Genomic DNA, 15133 nt, shown 5'->3' with positions numbered 1-15133 from the left:
CTATTACAACCCCGCTGCGGGGTTAATATTCACATATCATCCAACGACCACTTCGGTGGTACACCCGGTAAGGGATCAGGCATTTTTTCGTATTAACATCTTCTCACATGCAAGTATTAAAATTCGGCGGAACTTCCATGGGAAGCGCCCAGTCTATAGAACAGGTTTGCAATATCATCCGTAACAAACAACCCAACGGAAGATTTACCATTGTTGCATCTGCCATGAGCGGCATTACTGACAAACTGATACAATGTGGTCAGCTGGCAGGACAAGGACAGGAACAATACAGAAACGTATTAGCGGAGATTGAGTCCAGGCACCTGGAAACAATCCGCACCCTCTTCCCTATTACCGTACAAAGTGGCATCATCAGCCAGGTAAAGAAACGCCTGAATACCCTTGAAACCCTTTGCGATGGAATATTTCAGGTGGGAGAACTGAGTGCCCGGTCGTTGGATAAAATTATGAGTTTCGGAGAACTTGTCTCCTCTTATCTGCTGGCAGAGAAACTAAAATCCGCCGGACTGAATGCCGTATGGAAAGATAGTCGTGAACTGATCGTTACAGATAACAATTTCGGTAATGCAGCTGTCAATTTTCTGGCAACTAACCATCAGACTACCCAATACTATCAGCAGCAGACAGCAGACTTTTTTGTACTGCCAGGCTTTGTTGCGGCAACCAGTGACAATGAGACCACCACACTTGGTCGCGGCGGATCTGACTACACTGCCGCTATCATAGCTGCTGCACTGCATGCAGAAGTATTGGATATATGGACAGACGTTAGTGGTATGATGACTGCAGATCCCCGCATAGTTTCACAGGCAATACCTATTCCACACATCAGTTACGAAGAAGCAATGGAATTGTCTCACTTCGGCGCTAAAGTGATCTATCCACCAACCATACAACCGGTAATGGATAAACGTATTCCTATCTGGATCAAAAATACTTTTGCTCCGGATGATTACGGCACGCTCATTCACTCTCAGGATGGCGATGGACGTGTATACCCGGTAACAGGTATCAGCGGTATACAGAAAATAGCGCTGCTTACACTGGAAGGCAGTGGCATGGTAGGTATACCAGGTTTTTCCAAACGCCTGTTTGAAGCATTACTGACTGAAAGAGTGAATGTGATACTCATCACCCAGAGCTCATCAGAGCACTCTATAACTGTCGGCATACATGAAGCAGATATGCTGAAAGCTAAGACTGCAGTAGACAGCGAGTTTTCGCAGGAGATATTAGAGAAACGTATAGAACCACTGATTGTTGAACGGGATATGAGCATCGTGGCAGTGGTGGGTGACAAGATGAAAAACCACCATGGCACCAGCGGAAAACTTTTTGCAGCGCTGGGACGTAATGGTGTTAACATCCGCGCGATTGCACAGGGTTCTACTGAAAAGAACATTTCTGTAGTGATCAATAAAGGCGATGTAAAAAAAGCGCTGAACGTTATACATGAAGCCTTCTTTGAAGAGCCGGTGAAACAGGTCAACGTATTCATAGCAGGTGTAGGCAATGTAGGTGGCAAGCTACTGGAGCAGCTAAGTCAGCAGCATAAATATCTGGTGAACGAATTAGGATTACAGGTACGTGTTGCTGGTATTGCTAACAGCCGGAAGATGGCCTTTGGCCATGAAGCTATCAACCTGTCTGACTGGAAAGAGGTATTAGACGCAGGAGAGGCATCAGATATGACTGCTTTTGCACAAAAGATAAAATCACTCAACCTTCGCAACAGCGTATTTGTTGATAATACTGCCAGCAAGGAAGTAGCGGCGATATATGGCGAGTTCCTGCAACATGGTATATCGGTAGTGACTTGCAACAAAATAGCCTGTTCTTCAGATTATGAATACTATAAATCACTGAAAGACCTGGCACGTAAGTACAATGCGTCCTTCCTCTTTGAAACCAACGTAGGCGCAGGTTTGCCAGTTATCAATACATTGAATGACCTGATCCGCAGTGGTGATAAAGTGAATAGTATAGAGGCAGTATTGAGTGGTAGTCTGAACTTTGTATTTAATAACTTCGTGAATGGCGCATCTTTCCGTACCGTTGTGAAAGCTGCACAGGACGAAGGTTACACAGAACCAGATCCACGTATTGATCTGAGTGGTGTGGACGTGATGCGTAAGATACTGATACTGGCACGCGAGAGTGGTGCCAGGATGGAACTGGACGACATCACCAATCATTCCTTCCTGCCAAAAGAGGCCCTGGATGCGCCATCAGTAGATGCTTTCTATGAGCAGCTGGATGTACATGCCGCCCATTTCCTGGCGTTGCGTGAAAAGGCAGATGCAGAAGGCAAACGCCTGAAGTTTGTAGCGCGCTATGAAAATGGTAAGGCTTCTGTTGGTCTGCAGTCGATAGCTCCTGATCATCCGTTTTTCAAGCTGGAAGGAAAGGATAACATCGTACTTTATACTACTAACAGGTATGCGGAACAGCCGCTGATCGTGAAAGGCGCTGGTGCGGGGGCTGATGTAACTGCCTCCGGCATATTTGCGGATATCATCAGATCTGCGAGATAAATCAATTAGGTATCAGGAATTAAGTATCATAGATAATACTGTATGCTGCTTAGTGCTGATGCCTGACTTCAAATTACTAAACACTGACTCTTCATGGAAAATGACTGCATAAAAGTATTCGCCCCTGCTACTGTTGCCAATGTGGCCTGCGGCTTTGATGTTATCGGACTGGCAATGGATGCACCCGGCGATGAAATGATTATGCGCAGAAGCGATAAACCTGGCGTAACTATCACAGCAGTACATGGCGCTTCTTTGTCTACTGAGCCGTCGCAGAATGTGTGTGGCGTGGCCATACAGGCATTATTGCAGAAATACGGACAGCCGGATGTGGGCATTGAGTTGGAGCTGTTTAAAAACATACCTCCAGGTAGCGGCATTGGTTCCAGCGCAGCCAGCTCAGCCGGTGCTGTAGCCGGCGCGAATTATCTGCTGGGTAAACCATTCACACAAAAGCAGCTGGTACGATTTGCAATGGAAGGTGAAAGACTGGCCAGTGGCGCTGCACATGCGGATAATGTGGCACCGGCTATCATGGGAGGATTTACACTGGTGAGGAGTTATAAACCACTTGACATCACTGGCCTGCATACACCGGCTGACCTGTGGGTAACCGTAATACATCCGCAGATAGAAGTGAAAACATCTGATGCGCGTGAGATATTAAAACAGAAAGTGCTGATGACAGATGCCATCCGCCAGTGGGGCAATGTAGGCGCACTGGTAGCAGGCCTGTACCAGGAAAATTATGACCTGATCAGCCGTTCACTGGAAGATGCTATTGTAGAACCAGTACGCGCGATCCTGATACCGGCGTTTTATGAACTGAAGGTGAAATGTAAGGAAGCCGGCGCATTGGGAGGAGGTATTTCCGGTTCAGGTCCTTCCGTATTTATGTTGAGCAGAGGGGAAGAAACTGCGCGCAAAGTCGCGGCTATGATGGATACGGTATATGCTCCACTGGGAGTGGATTATAAAATCCATGTTTCGCAAATAAACAGGGAAGGTGTGAAAATTACAAAAGCGTAAATTCTTATGAAATATTTCAGTCTGCAGAATAAACAACACATTGTATCTTTTGAAGAAGCGGTAGTACAAGGCTTAGCGCCTGATAAAGGGCTGTATTTCCCGGAGCGTATTCCTGCTTTCGATAAGGCATTCCTCGATGATATCGTTAACAAAGATGATCTTGACATTGCCTATGCAGCAATACAACCGTTTGTAGGCGATGAAATTCCTGCAGCGGTACTAAAGCAGATCATTGCTGATACCCTCAGTTTCCCGTTTCCTTTGGTAAACGTGGAAGACAACATATACTCCCTGGAACTGTTTCATGGCCCTACGCTGGCATTCAAGGACGTGGGCGCACGTTTTATGGCGGGATGCCTGGGTTACTTCAGAAGGAATGACAGCCGGCCGGTAACAGTATTGGTAGCTACCTCCGGCGATACCGGCGGAGCAGTGGCAGCAGGCTTTTACAATGTTCCAGGTGTCAGAGTGGTAATACTCTACCCTTCCGGCAAGGTAAGCACCTTACAGGAAAAACAACTGACCACCCTGAACGGTAATATTACAGCCCTGGAAATAGCAGGAACGTTTGATGACTGTCAGCGGATGGTGAAAACAGCGTTTCTCGATGCTGAACTGCAGGCACATTGCCTGCTGACGAGCGCCAACTCTATCAATGTTGCCCGCTGGCTGCCGCAGATGTTCTACTATCTGCTGGCATACAAGCAGCTGATGGCCAAACACCGTGATGTCGTATTCTCTGTTCCCAGCGGCAACTTCGGTAATATCTGTGCCGGTATGATGGCAGCAGCCATGGGATTGCCGGTGAAGCATTTTGTAGCCAGTACCAATGTGAATGATACGGTACCCAGGTTTATGCAGACAGGTGCGTATACGCCGGGTAAGGCTACCGCTACCCTTTCCAATGCGATGGACGTGGCAGACCCCAGTAATTTTGTACGCATACTGGAGTTGTTTGCGAACAGTTTGCCGGCATTGAAAGAGAAGCTGACCTCCATGTCCTTTGGCGACGCAGATACAGTGACGACGATGGAACAGGTATGGCGTGAGCACCAGTACATGCTGGACCCCCATGGTGCTGTGGGTTACCTCGGACTTAAAAAATACTTATCAGCCGCGGGACCAGTGGCTAATACAGCAGGCGTATTTCTTGAAACGGCGCATCCGGTTAAGTTTGCCGATACTGCGCCGGTATCCCTGCAGGATAAAATTGTTACACCGGAACGTGTACAGTCGCTGTACGACCTGGAAAAGCAATCTGTTGAGCTCCCGGCTGAATATAATGCATTAAAGCAATGGCTGACGGCCAACTGATCCGGCATGCAATAAAGATCAGGCAGAATGGCTGACCGAAAGGTTGGCCATTCTTATTTATACCACCAGTCAGCCCCGCTACATTTTATCATAACTGCGGAATTTCCAGCATTTTTTATATAATTGTCTTATGAAATACCTGTTGCTCTTATCTATTCCTTTTTTTGCTTCCTGTCAGGGTGGCCAGCAGGAAGCAGCTGCCGCCAAAGCGGATGCTGACTCAGCTCTTTATGCCCCGCTGGTACAACCATTAACGGACTCAATCGCTCAGTTTCCCGATAACGAGGCCCTGTACTTCCGCCGGGCGTTGATACTGTTTAATACAGATCCGGCATTGTCGCAGAAAGATTTCGAGAAAGCAGCAGCTATCAAACCGGCTGTTACTGATTTCTGGGCGGGCGCAGGGGAAGCTGCCCTGGTACTGGAACGTTATCCGCAGGCGATCGCTCATTTTGAGAAGGCCTTGGAGACAGCGCCTGGTTATCCATATCTGCAATACCGGCTGGCAACTGCAATGATTGAAGACAAACGTTATCAGTCGGCCGATAGCGTAGCTGACGTACTGGCCCGGTCGGCAGGCACGTATGATAAGGCCTACTATCTGAAAGCAAGGATTGCAGAGGAGCATCAGGATACTGCACTGGCAATTAGTCACCTGACAGCAGCCGTTGACCGGGCAGGCCTGCATAGTGATTTTGACGCAGTGATGGAGCTGGGAGATCTGTTGCTGACAAGGCGTTCACCAAATACACCCAAGTACTATCAGCTGGCAGCGAAACTGGATACGTTAAGTGCGGAGCCATTGATTGCGCTGGGGCAGTACTATGAGCAGTCGGGCAATATTGCCGCAGCCATTACTGCTTATAACAGTAGTATCACTGCTGATCCGGATGATGAGAGGTCTTACATGGCCCTGGGTACGATCAACGTACGGAAGAAGAACTGGAAGGAAGGATTGCGTTATTTTGACCTGGCAGCCAAGGTATCTCCGAATAATGCCGAGGCATATTATAACAGGGCGCAGTGTCTGGAGCAGCTGGGACGTAAGGAAGATGCGATTGATGATTACATCAAGGCGATGACATTCAGGAAAGATTACAAGGAAGCCAAAGCCGCTTTGGACAAACTAAAAAAATAAACAAGTATATTCGTAACGATGAATAGCCGTATCGGCCAGGGTTGAATGGCAGGTACGTGATCACTAATCTTTAAACGAGTGGCTTTGGAAAACAGAAATACTTTTATTGCACCGTCCCTCCTGGCGTCCAACTTCCTGGAACTGGGAAAAGAGGTTGACATGCTGAATCACAGTGAGGCGGACTGGTTGCATCTGGATGTAATGGATGGAAGATTTGTACCTAATATCAGTTTTGGCCTGCCGGTCATCTCGCATATCAGAAAGGCTACTACAAAGTTCTGTGATGTGCACCTGATGATCGAAGAGCCGGAGAAATATGCAGAAGACTTCAAAAAAGCCGGTGCAGATATGCTGACCGTGCATTATGAAACCTGCAATCACCTGCACAGAAACATACAACAGATCAAGGATCTGGGCATGAAAGCCGGCGTGGCGTTGAATCCGCATACGCCTGTACACCTGCTGGAGAATATTATTAATGATGTAGACCTGGTACTGATCATGAGTGTGAATCCAGGATTTGGCGGACAGCACTTTATTCAGAAAAGCCTGGAGAAGATCCGTCAGACGAGAGAGATGATCAATCATTACAAAGCGCATGCGCTGATTGAGGTGGACGGTGGTATTACAGTGGAAAATGCCGGCAGTATACTGGATGCGGGCGCAAATGTGCTGGTTGCAGGTAGTACGGTCTTTTCATCAAAAGATCCTGCTGCAACGATCAGGGCCCTGAAGCATGCCTGATAGGAGTAAATACTATAGGGTTAGTATATACGATCCGGTAACATACATTTAATATGTTTTAACACTTACCGGGCGCAAATAAAAGGGGGTTATGTCGCTGATGACATAACCCCCTTCTATATACTAAAAATGTTTGTTGGGTTAACTGGTTTGTAACTTAGTAATGATTTCGCTGGACAAGGGTTTGGTCAGGTAGCCTTTCACGAAAGAGTAAGTGTCTACTTTCCTGCGATCCTTGTCGTCAATGGAAGACGTCAGTACAAATATGCCGATCTGTTTGGCCAGATCTTTATAGAAACCCGCGTAATCATTGAGGAAATCCCATCCGTCCATAACTGGCATATTAAGATCAAGTAAGATCAGGTCGGGCAATTGTTCTGCCTCAAATGAGTACTGACGAAGGTAGTCCAGTACATCCTGTGCGTCAGAAAAAGCCCTTACATTTTCACCTATACCCTGTCTTTTGATCATGATGTTAGCGATCTGCTGATGGATCGGATCATCATCTACGATAAAAATCATATTGTGCAATTGCATACAGGGATTTATTCTGTTTTAAAGGTAATAATAAATTTCGTACCCTGGCCAGGTGTACTTTCTGCGCGGATGCTTCCGCCCATGGCCTCTATCTGTGTTTTGGTAATAAAAAGGCCGATACCTTTGGCGTCTTTGTTCTTATGGAATGTCTTTCTAAACCCGAAGAGTTTATGTCCGAAGCGTTCCATGTCAATCCCGAGGCCATTATCTTCGACGGTCAGCATGGTATATCCGTTTTCACGCCAGCTCTTCAGATGAAGGCGGGGTTTGTGTTCCAAAGTACGGTAACGGATCGCGTTGGTGATCAGATTCTGCAGGATACTGTCCAGGTAAGGGCGCGGAAACTCCAATGATGGAGCGTGCTCAAAATTTGTTGTAAGCAATATGCCGCTATTTTCGATATCCACGTACAGAACGTCTTTCACATACTGAAGGCGCTCGGCAAAGATAAGCTCTTCCCGTTCTACATCCACATCTTTCCTGATCTGGACAACATCTACGAGGTCATTCAGGGTTTCATCGATCTTAAAGATGACCTCCCTGACCAGGCTCAGGTACTGCTCACGCTCGTGTAGCAAGGCAGAATCACTGTGCATCTGCATCAGTGCTTTAAGATTGGCTATAGGAGCACGCAGGTTGTGAGAGGTGATGTGGGCGAAGTCTTCCAGCTGCTGATTCTGGTTTACGAGGCTACGATTCAGCCTGTTAAGCTGTTTATTGGCGCGGAACAGGTCTTTTTGCATGTTCCGGCTATCGGTAATGTCCCTGATAAAGACAGAAACTGTACCGTCGCTCATGGGCGTGATCAGGAACTCGTACCACTTGTACCTTCTGGGAAAGTAACTGCTGAAAGATTGAGAGATGTCATCTGCCAGGGCAGCGGAAAAGCGTGTTTTGAAGGGACTGGCATTTTCCAGTTCCGGCAGCATACTGAAGATATTTTCTCCAGGCAGCACACGTCGGCCGGCCATCTCCTCGCCTTTGGTATTAACGAAAGAGAGGGTCCCGTCGCGTTCCATGGTAGCATAGCCCATATCTACCGCGTCAAAGAAGAGGTGCAGTTGTTCAGTATTGCGTTGCAGCAGGTGTCGGATCTGCCTTTCCAGTTTTTTGTCGGTAATATCATTCACCAGTACGACAACTATCTGTTCCTGGTCTACAGGGTCGCGCAGCGGGAACAGGGTAAGGTCAAGCCATACTTCGCGGTTCTGGGCCGTCCAGCGGCTGTCTTTCGAGAAGTCAAGCTGCTTTTCGACCCGGAGCATCTTATTGTGCACCATCACATGCAGGAAAAGTTCATCCAGGCCGTACAGGCGGGCGAAGGGATCGTTTACCACATTGAAGGGGGTATCTTCCCTATTGGAATCGTACTGGAAGAAGGCGCGCTGGGTCTGGTTGATCCTGCGGATAAATCCGAAGTGATCGAACTGTATATAACCGATGGGCAGATTTTCTATAACGAGATCGAGGAGGCGGGCGCTCTTTTTGAGCTGCATCCTGGAAAGTTGCTTTTCGGTGATGTCGCACATCATCATTACCAGCTCGGTAATAGTTCCTATATGGTCTTTAACCGGGAAGACAGTCACTTCGTAGTAGGCAGGTAGAATCCGGGTGACATGGTTGACAGCATGTTCCCGATAGCCTAGCGCTACCTCGCGGCTGGCAGGTTCGCCGGTATGGAGCGTGGTAGTAAAAAGGTCGGAAAGGCCGGTCTCCTGGAAGGCCGGTTCTTCAAACAGGTTGTATCCCGGTATTGTAAGTCCGGGATCTATTGCTTCCCATATGTCATATTGCAGTTCGTTAGCGTTACGGTGGATCCCCTCGGGGCTGAAGTGCTGTAAACCGAGCGGAAAGGCATGGAGGACGGAGCCTGTTTCAACCGTCTTTCTGCCGGTGATATCGGTGCCGTACAGGAGGAACTGGTCAGCGGCAGGAGTCAGTTGCCATTGGGTCCAGCGGTGGTGATGATCGTACTTCTCGACGCAGGCGGGCCGGCCCATTTTGAGCAAGTGACATAACATGGGCCAGTACAAGCCTGAACTTCTACCGATAACTTCATTAAAATGTAAACAGTTGGTATTTCCTGGCGGATGAAATTCCCCCTCTGGAATCTGGAGCCATGCTGAAGCCGGTTGGTTGGCATACAGGAGGTTACCATGCAGATCCAGTAACAGCGCCGGAATGACATTGGCCAGCGCGTTACCCATAATGGCATTCATCATAAATCCCGAACAATAATCCCTTTAAAAATACTCAATATATGATTAAAAATATTCATTCTTGATAACTATCTGCCGGGGAGACAGTCATTTGTATTATTTAAGGGCTTAATTTTGTGATTTCGGGAACTATGACAGGTATCTTTCTGGCAGATTTGCAGGCGTGGAGCTCCAAAGAAAGAGTATGAGTACCTGATAATATTGGTAACATGCTTTGGCGTGGTTATTGAAGCAGTCTGTATAGCTAATGCACGTCGTAGTGTAACGTATGCATTTGGTTATCTGTCGGTTTTGGAGGCACTGCTAGTCAAGCGGTTTGCCGGGCAGACATAAAACAACAAAGTTATAAACTAGCAGGTTTTTTTAATGTAGGGGGTTTAAGGTATATTGCCTTACAGACTTTACAATAGAATACCTCAAACGATCTAAATAAAATAGCACTTGACAGAATCAATTATCAGCTTAGATAGTATTAACCCTATCGAGTTCTTCGGAGTAAACAATGGAAAACTTGATCTGCTAAAGAAGAAATTCCCATTGTTAAAGATCTTATCCCGTGGTACACAGCTTAAACTTTCCGGCGCACCGGAGGAGGTGGCTTCAGCGCAGGAAAAGATCACTCAAATCATCTCATACCTGGAGCGTAATGGCAATCTGAGCGAAAACTATTTTGAGCAGATACTTGGCGATGAGGAGAAAGTCGATCATTTCAAAGACCGTAACGCCAACGAGATCCTTGTATTTGGACCAAATGGCCGTAATGTAAAGGCCAGAACAGCGAATCAGAAGAAGATGGTATCGCTGGCAGACAAGAATGACATTATCTTCGCGATCGGTCCGGCCGGTACCGGTAAGACATATACAGCGGTTGCGCTGGCAGTGAGGGCCTTGAAGAACAAGGCAGTGCGTAAGATCATTCTGACACGTCCGGCAGTAGAGGCAGGTGAGAATCTGGGTTTCCTCCCCGGCGATTTAAAAGAGAAGATTGATCCGTACCTGCGTCCGCTTTATGACGCGCTGGACGATATGATTCCTGCGGATAAGCTGAGTTACTTCATGACTAACCGTGTGATTGAGATTGCTCCGCTGGCGTATATGCGCGGACGTACGCTGGATAATGCCTTTATTATCCTGGACGAGGCTCAGAACGCTACAGAGTTACAGCTGAAGATGTTTTTGACGCGTATTGGTGCTTCTGCGAAGGCGATCATTACCGGTGACCTAACGCAGATTGACTTACCAAAGAACCAGAAATCTGGTTTGGAAAAGGCTACACGTATTCTCCGCAATATTGATGGTATTGGTTACCTGCAGCTGGATGAGGAAGATGTAGTAAGACACAGGCTGGTTAAGGCTATCATACGTGCGTATGATGCTGCTAAGGACAAGGAGGAGCGCTAACAATTAACACTTCCTTAACAGGGTTTTGAGTATGTTCACGGCTTAGAACCGTAAACTGTTAAAAGTCTTCCTTGCCTATATCGGTTTACATTGGGGAAACCAACAATTTTCAAAAACAGGTTTGAAGCTAAAATTTACAACCCGCTGCACTAGCTGCTTTTTGTAATTTTCTAACTTTCCTCCTATTTTTGTTAACTGTATTATAATGAACAATTGCATGACCAGTTATCTGCGCATTCTCACCTTGGTATTATTTTTCGGTACTGTACTTGGCAGTTGCAAAAAGAGTGCTTCACCTCAGGAGGTGGCGCTGAACTTTATGCATGCTATTCAGGACTCGAATTTTGATCTGGCGAGGGATTATGCAACTAAAGAATCGCAGCAGGTAATACAGCTATACTCCTTCTTCGACGCCCGACGTAATGATTCTGAAAGGGATAAGATTAAAAAAGCAGGTATAAAGGTGATTGATACAGAAGAAAACGGCGATAAAGCAACCGTAACTGTATTGAACTCCTCATCCCAGCAAAAGGAAAGGTTGCAGTTGATCAAGGAAAACGGCCGCTGGAAGATATCTCTCACATTTGAAAGTATCATTCCAAACTATTTACCTCCGGCAAGTGCGCCGCTGGATTCCGCCATGCTTCCCCAAGATTCTGCAGCTCTGCTCCCTACAGTTAATTAAAATATTACAAATCAGCTCATATCTGTTTATTTTTCTGTAATTACGAAAATACAGTTGAGTTCATTATTTTTGCGCTGCGCCAGCAGGCTCAATTCTAAATTCCACATTAGCATACGGTAAATCAGTTGCCAGGGTCCCTATTAAAGACTTTGCGACGTTATGCCTTTGCGATGCAGAATAAATGTTGGCGCCGAAACAATATTACTAAAAAACACAAGTTGATGATGACGACGAATAATCCATGGCATAGTGTCAGCACAGGATCAGAAGCGCCGAAAATAGTTAATGCTATTATTGAAATCCCCAAAGGCTGTCGCGCTAAATATGAGTTGGACAAAGAAAGTGGCCTCCTCAAACTCGACAGGGTACTCTATTCTTCTGTGTATTACCCGGCTAACTACGGTTTTATCCCTAAGACCTACTGTGACGACCATGATCCTCTGGATATCCTCATCCTCTCTCAGGTAGATGTGGTGCCTATGTGTCTCATGGAAGCTAAAGTGATCGGTGTTATGCAGATGATCGATAACGGTGAAGCTGATGACAAAATCATCGCTGTTGCTGCTAATGATATGAGCGTTGCACACATCAATGACATTACAGAACTGCCTCCTCACTTTACAGCAGAGATCCGTCACTTCTTTGAAGAATATAAGAGGCTGGAACACAAAACTGTAAAAGTGGCTGAGTTCCAGAACAGAGAAGTTGCAGAGCGTATTATCCTGGAAAGCATTGAGCTCTACAACAAGACTTTTACTGATAAATAATTACAACGGCCAACTGTTACAAAAAGAGGATGTATCAAAAATAAACGAACGTTCTCAGCATTGCTTAAATGACTACCTGATTCCATCAGGTACCCGAATAAAAAGAGGCTGCTCAATACTTTTGAGACAGCCTCTTTCTATTATATCTTACCGTATCAGAAGTACCGTTTGATAATACGGAGCTTGTGCGTTCTCACGCCAGTATCAATATTGGTGATACCTTGGTTGTCAATAGGGTCTACCCTTACCTTACCGGATGCATGTATGATCTCGTGATCGTTCAGTAATATTCCTACATGTGTGATACGGCCTTCGGCATTATCGAAGAAAGCCAGATCACCGGTCCGAGCCTCTTGCAGAAAATCTACTACCGAACCCTGTGTAGCCTGCTGATAGGCATCCCTTAACAAATGGATGCCCAATGTTTTAAATATGGTCTGTGTAAAGCCGGAGCAGTCTACACCGAACACAGACTTCCCTCCCCATAAATAAGCTGTATTGAGATAAAGAAAAGCTGCTTTTAACAATGCAGGCACTGATATATTTGCACTACTACCGATCTCCGCCGGTGTCTCCTCAAGTTGTACCGTTACCCTTCCCCAGTTTGTAACGGCAGTTGAGCCATGCTTTAACAAGCATCCAAAGGGTACTTGCATCGGCTTTCCATTCAGATGCACCTGGTTGATCCAACCAGCAGTGTAATGGGTATAAGGCGCATTAAAAAGGGCCTCATCGATTGTTTCCAGGTGGTTAACAGTAGCCCAACCCTCATACCCGTCATACTGACATTTCACTCGCACCCAACCATCTGCACCGGTACTAATTATTTCACTGCATTCCCCCCACAAGGCTTGTGAGATAATTTCACTTTTATGAGATTGTTCCGCCCGCAAGGGCATAATAGGAACAACGGTAATCGCGTATGGCATATTAATTGTCTAAAATAATTATATGTCAAAAGACAAGAAAATGAACTTTTTTGTCTTTTAAATGTAAATATAGGTAACACTATGCTACAGCAGTTAACTAATTTATCAGATAAAGAATTGATTTCCCGGGCCAGAAAGCTCAAGGATCAGGAAGCCGAAGGTATACTCATGGAGAGATACAGTCACCTCATGGTCGCCGTTTGTTTACCCTACCTTAATAGTGGTCCTGCTACAGCGCCTGAAGAAGTTTACCCTTCGTTACTGCAACGTCTTAGTGAAAGTCTGAAGACCCAGACTATCCCGAAAGCTAATGAGTGGATACACTATACTATCAGGGCAGCACAAGCCCGGACAGCGAACAATAGTCCATTTTTTCCAAGTACGGAATCCAGAGAGCTGCAGCAGCTTGAAAATAATGTTGAAAAAGCAGCCACCAATCTCAAGGAACAGCAACTGCTGGCAGGTAGATTCACACGTGCACTGGATAAACTGACTGCAGAAGACAGTCATTTTCTAAGAGAATTTTATGTGAACAATAAATCATTTGCTGAGCTGGCGGAAACCAGAAAGTACTCAGTCGTAAAAACGCGGCAGATACTTCAACAGGCAAAGCAAAAAATGGCTTCCTTATTGATGAATGAAACCTATGAGTAACTTGGAAAACAATGAGAAGATACTGAAGATTTTCAGTAACATTCGCTGTCTGAACAGGGATCAGTTGCCCCGTTACCTGGATGGCCGTCTCACAGATGTCGAAAAGCACCTTGTGGAACAGCACCTGGTGGATTGTGACCTCTGTTTTGATGCTTTGCAGGTACTCCAGCAACAACAATACAGGGAAAAATATCAGCCGCTATGCAATAGCATGCAGCAGTATATAAGAAATAGTATAAAAAGCGTTTCCCATGCACACAAAGCTGAACGCTACCAGCGTCAGGAGCAGAAGAAAGAAAGCTTTCTGATCTACTTCTGGGTTGTAGCAGCCATTGCCGCGGGAGCAGGTATTATTTACCTCGTACAACAGCAGGGTAAATTCAAACCTCCCGTAACAAAAGCACTGGCTAGTAACACCGAAATCGCTGCTACACCGATTGATAATCCTCCAGTGCAGGAAGCTGTTATAACACCTGTTCGTGCAGAAGCTACGGATACAGTAACACGACGTCCCATCGCAGTAGCTCCCGCCCCGGTTGCAGTGCCTGCAAATACAGCACCGGCTGAACCTGAGCCTAAACCTGTTACAAAAGACACGGTTAAAGCCACTGTTAAGCCACCTGTTACTACACTGGTAAATAAGGATAGCGTCAAAAAGCAGCCCCCTCCCGCGCCTAAACCGGCAGAGGAAAAAGAGGCAGTAAAGCCACCTGTAGAACATAAAGACACCCCTTCTATAGCTAAAAAAGCAGAGGAGAAACCAACTCCGAAACCCGTTCCGAAAGAGAAGAAAGAAGAAGAACACAAACCTGCGCCAGAACCATCAGGTGGTACTGACGAGTTTCTATACAAGGCCGCTATGGTATACCACCAGCAAGGAGACCTGAATGAGGCTATATCCCGCTATAAACATCTTTCCAGCAGTGCAGGCAAATACGGAGAGCTCTCCCGTTATCAGCTGGCAGTATGTTATCGCAGTAAGGGACAAACGGGTAAAGCCAGACGAATGTTCAAAGAAGTAGTGCGTATGAATGGTAGTATGAAAACGAAAGCCCAGGCAGCCCTGGACAACCTTTAAATTGTAATGCTGATACCGTCAGCAACGCTCATCATACCAGTCCATAGGATATCCCGGCAACGGCATCTTCTATGGACTTTTTT

At 46.3% G+C, this 15133-nt stretch carries 13 protein-coding genes; 10 read left to right on the top strand and 3 right to left on the bottom strand.

From position 1 onward, the window contains the following. Window positions 1–107 precede the first annotated feature (107 nt). The 5 genes from thrA (at window position 108) to rpe (ending at window position 6780) form a co-directional block, all read left to right on the top strand. Complete coding sequence (thrA, locus tag K1Y79_RS25255; RefSeq protein ID WP_220252997.1) at window positions 108–2555, top strand: bifunctional aspartate kinase/homoserine dehydrogenase I; 2448 nt, start codon at window positions 108–110, stop codon at window positions 2553–2555. 93 nt (window positions 2556–2648) lie between these two features. After that, window positions 2649–3584: a homoserine kinase gene (locus K1Y79_RS25250; protein ID WP_220252996.1), complete on the top strand. Its 936-nt coding sequence runs from the start codon at window positions 2649–2651 to the stop codon at window positions 3582–3584. 6 nt (window positions 3585–3590) lie between these two features. After that, complete coding sequence (thrC, locus tag K1Y79_RS25245) at window positions 3591–4898, top strand: threonine synthase (RefSeq protein ID WP_220252995.1); 1308 nt, start codon at window positions 3591–3593, stop codon at window positions 4896–4898. Window positions 4899–5028: 130 nt separating this feature from the next. Further along, complete coding sequence (locus tag K1Y79_RS25240) at window positions 5029–6036, top strand: tetratricopeptide repeat protein (RefSeq protein WP_220252994.1); 1008 nt, start codon at window positions 5029–5031, stop codon at window positions 6034–6036. A gap of 84 nt (window positions 6037–6120) precedes the next feature. Next, window positions 6121–6780 (top strand): ribulose-phosphate 3-epimerase, encoded by a 660-nt coding sequence (rpe, locus tag K1Y79_RS25235; RefSeq protein WP_220252993.1) that lies wholly within the window; start codon window positions 6121–6123, stop codon window positions 6778–6780. 141 nt (window positions 6781–6921) lie between these two features. Here rpe and K1Y79_RS25230 read toward each other — a convergent pair whose 3' ends face one another. Together K1Y79_RS25230 and K1Y79_RS25225 are read right to left on the bottom strand one after the other, a co-directional pair. Beyond that, a complete protein-coding gene (locus K1Y79_RS25230; protein ID WP_220252992.1) occupies window positions 6922–7317 on the bottom strand; it encodes a response regulator in 396 nt (131 codons plus the stop codon). A gap of 8 nt (window positions 7318–7325) precedes the next feature. Beyond that, window positions 7326–9539 (bottom strand): sensor histidine kinase, encoded by a 2214-nt coding sequence (locus tag K1Y79_RS25225; RefSeq protein WP_220252991.1) that lies wholly within the window; start codon window positions 9537–9539, stop codon window positions 7326–7328. 438 nt (window positions 9540–9977) lie between these two features. Here K1Y79_RS25225 and K1Y79_RS25220 point away from each other — a divergent pair, with 438 nt between their 5' ends. From K1Y79_RS25220 to K1Y79_RS25210, 3 genes are all read left to right on the top strand, one after another. Further along, the gene (locus K1Y79_RS25220) at window positions 9978–10937 is read left to right on the top strand and encodes a PhoH family protein (protein ID WP_220252990.1); all 960 of its coding nucleotides are present in this window, start codon (window positions 9978–9980) and stop codon (window positions 10935–10937) included. Window positions 10938–11142: 205 nt separating this feature from the next. Next, window positions 11143–11622 carry a DUF4878 domain-containing protein gene (locus tag K1Y79_RS25215; protein WP_220252989.1) on the top strand — a complete coding sequence of 160 codons (480 nt, stop codon included), beginning with the start codon at window positions 11143–11145 and terminating at the stop codon, window positions 11620–11622. Window positions 11623–11843: 221 nt separating this feature from the next. After that, complete coding sequence (locus K1Y79_RS25210; RefSeq protein WP_220252988.1) at window positions 11844–12389, top strand: inorganic diphosphatase; 546 nt, start codon at window positions 11844–11846, stop codon at window positions 12387–12389. A gap of 155 nt (window positions 12390–12544) precedes the next feature. Here K1Y79_RS25210 and K1Y79_RS25205 read toward each other — a convergent pair whose 3' ends face one another. Continuing rightward, window positions 12545–13318: a C40 family peptidase gene (locus K1Y79_RS25205; RefSeq protein WP_220252987.1), complete on the bottom strand. Its 774-nt coding sequence runs from the start codon at window positions 13316–13318 to the stop codon at window positions 12545–12547. Window positions 13319–13399: 81 nt separating this feature from the next. Here K1Y79_RS25205 and K1Y79_RS25200 point away from each other — a divergent pair, with 81 nt between their 5' ends. Both K1Y79_RS25200 and K1Y79_RS25195 read left to right on the top strand, forming a co-directional pair. Beyond that, a complete protein-coding gene (locus K1Y79_RS25200; protein ID WP_220252986.1) occupies window positions 13400–13972 on the top strand; it encodes an RNA polymerase sigma factor in 573 nt (190 codons plus the stop codon). Beyond that, window positions 13965–15050 (top strand): tetratricopeptide repeat protein, encoded by a 1086-nt coding sequence (locus tag K1Y79_RS25195; RefSeq protein WP_220252985.1) that lies wholly within the window; start codon window positions 13965–13967, stop codon window positions 15048–15050. Before K1Y79_RS25200 ends, K1Y79_RS25195 begins: the two co-directional genes overlap by 8 nt. The last annotated feature ends 83 nt before the right edge of the window (window positions 15051–15133 follow it).

The sequence above is a fragment of the Chitinophaga rhizophila genome, assembly GCF_019492185.1.
Taxonomy (GTDB): Bacteria; Bacteroidota; Bacteroidia; order Chitinophagales; family Chitinophagaceae; genus Chitinophaga; species Chitinophaga rhizophila.
This window is presented reverse-complemented; position numbering and strand designations above follow the sequence as displayed.